The 4,033-nt window shown below is 64.5% G+C and carries 3 protein-coding genes; all 3 read left to right on the forward strand.

From position 1 onward, the window contains the following. A partial coding sequence (locus EN750_RS22080; protein ID WP_145967830.1) for an NAD(P)/FAD-dependent oxidoreductase occupies positions 1–1,421 on the forward strand: 1,421 nt, incomplete at its 5' end. Next, positions 1,421–1,903: a MarR family transcriptional regulator gene (locus tag EN750_RS22085; protein WP_023811464.1), complete on the forward strand. Its 483-nt coding sequence runs from the start codon at positions 1,421–1,423 to the stop codon at positions 1,901–1,903. The genes EN750_RS22080 and EN750_RS22085, both read left to right, overlap by 1 nt. Positions 1,904–2,002: 99 nt before the next feature. Then, positions 2,003–4,033 (forward strand): indolepyruvate ferredoxin oxidoreductase subunit alpha (locus tag EN750_RS22090; RefSeq protein ID WP_145967831.1); only part of this gene is annotated, 2,031 nt, incomplete at its 3' end.

Raw genomic sequence — 4,033 nt, forward strand, 5'->3', positions numbered from 1 at the left:
GCTTCATCCATGACGTGATGGCGACGACCTTCGTGCTGTTCATCACCTCGCCGGCCTTTGCGGCACTGGGCGCCGACCTCGCGCGCCACGGGCTGGAGTTCTGCCACACGGGAACGCCGACCGGCGTGCTGCGGCCGGACGGCAGCCATGCCGTGCTCAGCACCGACCGTGCCGCCAACGTCGTCGCCCTTAATGCGATCGCGGCAGGCGAGGGTGACCGGCACGCGGATGATGTCGGCGGCATCGAGCGCAATGCCGGCCTGCTGTTCGGCCTGCTCGGCGGCAGCCTGTGGTCCTATCCGACAGCGAAGCTGCTGGCCGGTGATGGCTGGCGGCGTGGCCCGCGTGGCCTTGCCGCCTTTCTCGGCGAGGCACTCGTGCCGGCGCGCGGCTGGCTCGAAAGCACCTACCAGTCCGAAACCATCCGTGCGTTGTGGGCACCCTGGGTACTGCATGCTGGATTAGGCCCTGAAGATGCGTTCTCCGGCCAGATCGCCAGGGTTATCGCCTTCGCGCTTGAGGCGGCGGGCGCGCCGATCGTCAAGGGCGGGGCAAAAAACCTGCTGGCGGCCTTCGAGGCTTTGATCCGGGAACGCGGCGGCGACATCCGCACCGGCGCCGACGTCGCTTCGATCGTTCAAAGCAATGGCCGGGCAACCGGCGTGCTGCTGGCCTCGGGTGAGACAATCACGGCCAACAAGAGCGTCATCTGCTCGGTCACCCCGACGCAGCTCTATGGCAGGCTGCTTGGCGCGGATGCTCCCAAAGCCGATGTCGAGGCGACGCGGAAATACCGCTACGGCAAAGGCAATTTCCAGATCCACTACGCCCTGGACAAACCGCCCGCATGGCGCGGCGAAGGCTTGGATAAGGTGGCGCTGCTGCACCTGACGCCCGGCCTGGATGGCGTCTCGAAAGCCTGCAACGAGGCGGCGCGCGGGATGCTGCCGGAGGTGCCGACCATCTGTGTCGGCCAGCCGCATGCGCTCGACGCGTCGCGCTGCCCGGAAGGCAAGGCGGTCCTCTGGCTGCAACTGCCCGAGGCGCCTCGCCACATCAAGGGCGACGCCGCCGGCAAGCTGCAGGCACCAGCGGACGGGCAATGGACCGATGTGCTGCGCGAAGCCTATGCCGATCGCGCTGAAGCGATCCTCGCCAGCCATATCGAGGGCTTCAAGGACAGCGTCATTGCGCGGCGCGCCTATTCGCCGGCCGATCTCGAGGCGATGAACATCAATCTGGTCGGCGGCGATCCCTATGGCGGTTCCTCGACCATCGACCAGTCCTTCCTTTGGCGGCCGTTCAAGACCAGCCGCAACCATCAGACCGGCATCAAGGGCCTCTACCATATCGGCGCCTCGACCCACCCGGGCGCGGGCCTTGGCGGCGGTTCCGGCTTTCTCCTGGCGGGGAGGCTGTGATGGAAGAGAAGGTCACTGAGAAGCGCCAGCGCATTTCGACCCTGGGGCAGATCGGCCTGCAGCAATTCGCGCCCTATCTGATGAACCGCATCATGGGCCGCTACAACGCCACCCTGCGCGACGATTTTCGCAAGCAAGGCCTGACCATTCCGCAGGTCCGCACGCTGGCCGTGCTGTCGGTCACCGACGGCATCACCGTCAACGACCTCTCGGTCTATACGGTCATCGAGCAGTCGACCTTGAGCCGGACGCTCGACTCACTCGAGGGCCAGGGCCTGGTACGGCGCGAACAGGGCGTCACCGACAGCCGCATCCGCCACGTGTTCCTGACCGACGACGGCCGCGCCGAGTTCGCGCGCGCCTGGCCGGCCATGCATGACGCGTTCGAGGCGATGTTCGACGATATCGACGACGCTGAATATTCCGCACTCATCGCCACGCTTTTGAAGATGCTGAAGAACATTCGCAAGCACGACATCTAACATGACCCCGAAAAGTGGATCCCGGTTTTCGAAAGAGGTCATGCTCAAGCAGATAGACCTACGCGCCGCCAGCCTCAGGCGGTAACGGAAGGAGAAAAAATGGCCGAACGGTCTTTTGCCAAGGAAGTCGAAAAGCTTCGGCTCGGCGCCGGCGAGGAATTTGCCGGCGAAGGCATCCTCGCCATCACCAAGGCGCTGCTGCAATGCGGCGTCGGCTATGTCGGCGGCTATCAGGGCGCGCCGATCAGCCATCTGATGGACGTGCTGGCCGACGCGCAGGACATTCTGGGCGAGCTCGGCGTGCATTTCGAAGCCAGCGCTTCGGAAGCCACCGCCACCGCCATGCTGGCCGCCTCGGTGCATTACCCGATCCGTGGCGCCGCAACCTTCAAGTCCACCGTCGGCACCAATGTCGCCTCCGATGCGCTGGCCAATCTCGCCTCCGGCGGCGTCACTGGCGGCGCGCTGATCATTGTCGGCGAGGACTATGGCGAGGGCTCCTCGATCATGCAGGAGCGCAGCCATGCCTTCGCCATGAAAAGCCAGGTCTGGCTGCTCGATCCGCGACCCAACCTGCCCTCCATCGTCAAGGCGGTGGAGGATGGTTTCGAACTGTCCGAGATTTCCAACACGCCGGTCATGCTGCAGGTGCGCATCCGCTGCTGCCACGTCCATGGCCATTTCATCGCCAAGGACAACAAGCGGCCGCCGATGACGGTCGCCGATGCGCTCGACGCGCCGCGCCGCGACACCGGCCGCATCGTGCTGCCGCCCGCCTCCTTCCTGCATGAAAAGGAGAAGGTGCAGAAGCGCTGGCCGGCGGCGGTCGACTTCATCGCCAAGAACAAGATCAACGAGTTCTTCGGCTCGGATCATGGTTCGGTCGGCATCGTCCTGCAGGGCGGCATGTACAATTCGGTCATCCGCGCGCTGCAGCGGCTCGGCCTTGCCGACATTTATGGCGACACCGACGTGCCGCTCTATGTGCTCAACGCCGTCTATCCGCTGATCGATGACGAGTTCCTGTCATTCTGCGAGGGCAAGCAGGCGGTGCTGGTCGTCGAGGAAGGCCAGCCCAACTACATCGAACAGGCCTTTGCTTCGATGCTGCACAAGGCCGGTCGCGGCACCAGGCTGGTCGGCAAGGAGTACCTGCCGATGGCCGGCGAATACACCGGCCAGGTCATGCTTGACGGCATCGGCGCCTTCCTGCGCGCCGAGGCGCCGCATCTTCTGCCCGGCGAAGTGCGCGCGCCCAACAAGGTCGGTGACGGCGTCGACGCAGCCGATCTGATCAATGTCGTGCCGGGCCGTCCGCCGGGCTTCTGCATAGGCTGCCCGGAACGGCCGATCTTTGCCGCGACAAAACTGGTCGAGCAGGAACTCGGCAAGCACCATATCGCATCCGACATCGGCTGCCATTTGTTCTCGATCATGCCGCCTTTCGAACTCGGCGCCACCACCATGGGCTATGGCCTGGGCCCGGCCTCCGCCTCAGCCTTCAATTCGCCTGATGCCAAGCGCCGCTCGATCTCCTTCGTCGGCGACGGCGGCTTCTGGCACAACGGCCTGACCTCTTCGATCGGCAATGCGGTTTTCAACAAGAACGACGGCGTCATCGTCATCGTCGACAATTTTTATTCGGCGGCCACGGGTGGGCAGGACATCCTGTCATCGCGCGCCGGCAACAAGACCAAGTCGACGAAGCATCCGATCACCGAGGCGGTGAAAGGCATGGGCGTCAAATGGCTGCGCCATGTCGACCGCACCTATGACGTGACCAAGATGCAGGACACGCTGCGTGAGGCGCTGACGACGGACGAGAAAGGGCCGAAGGTCATCGTCGCCTCGTCCGAATGCATGCTCAACCGGCAGCGCCGCGAAAAGCCGCTGGTCGACAAGGCGATCAAGGGCGGGACCCGTGTCGTGAAACCGAAATTCGGCGTCGATGAGGACATCTGCACGGGCGACCATGCCTGCATGCGGCTGTCCGGCTGTCCCTCGCTGTCGGTCAAGTCAACAGACGATCCGCTGCGCGACGATCCGGTCGCTCATATCGACCAGAGCTGCGTTGGCTGCGGCAATTGTGGCGAGGTCGCCGATGCGGCGGTGCTCTGCCCATCCTTCTAC

The sequence above is a fragment of the Mesorhizobium sp. M7A.F.Ca.ET.027.03.2.1 genome (assembly GCF_003999175.1).
Classification (GTDB): domain Bacteria; phylum Pseudomonadota; class Alphaproteobacteria; order Rhizobiales; family Rhizobiaceae; genus Mesorhizobium.